The sequence below is a fragment of the Tsukamurella conjunctivitidis genome, from assembly GCF_007858475.1.
GTDB lineage: Bacteria > Actinomycetota > Actinomycetes > Mycobacteriales > Mycobacteriaceae > Tsukamurella > Tsukamurella conjunctivitidis.
Genome location: NZ_VIGX01000125.1, coordinates 1 through 652, shown reverse-complemented (window position 1 = coordinate 652; position 652 = coordinate 1). Strand labels below are relative to the sequence as shown.

Genomic DNA, 652 nt, shown 5'->3' with positions numbered 1-652 from the left:
CAACACACAACGCTGCACCTAAATGCATTTCGGGGAGAACCAGCTATCACGGAGTTTGATTGGCCTTTCACCCCTACCCACAGCTCATCCCCCAGGTTTTCAACCCTGGTGGGTGCGGTCCTCCACGACGTCTTACCATCGCTTCAACCTGGCCATGGGTAGATCACCCCGCTTCGGGTCCAGAACACGCGACAAACGCCATATTTCAGACTCGCTTTCGCTACGCATCCCCCACACGGGTTAAGCACGCCACGCATCACTGACTCGCAGGCTCATTCTTCAAAAGGCACGCCGTCACCCCTCAAGGCTCCGACGGCTTGACAGCGTCCGGTTTCAGGCACTATTTCACTCCCCTCCCGGGGTACTTTTCACCATTCCCTCACGGTACTATGCACTATCGGTCACCAAGTAGTATTTAGGCTTACCAGGTGGTCCTGGCAGATTCACACGAGATTCCACGAGCCCCGCGCTACTCGGGCACCCACCCCAAACCACGCACCACCAGCCGCCTACACGACTCTCACGCTCTTCGGTCGACCATCCCAGGCCATTCACCAACCAAGCAGCACGCAATCCCCACCCCCGGCAGAAGATGGCCAGATGAGCCCCACAACACCGCACACGCAACGCCCGCCCACTATCACACCCCCAC

General features: G+C 58.6%; 1 rRNA gene. It reads right to left on the bottom strand.

Features of this window, described 5'->3' with window-relative positions:
- A 23S ribosomal RNA gene (locus tag FK530_RS24675) occupies positions 1 to 652 on the bottom strand; the annotation flags it as partial.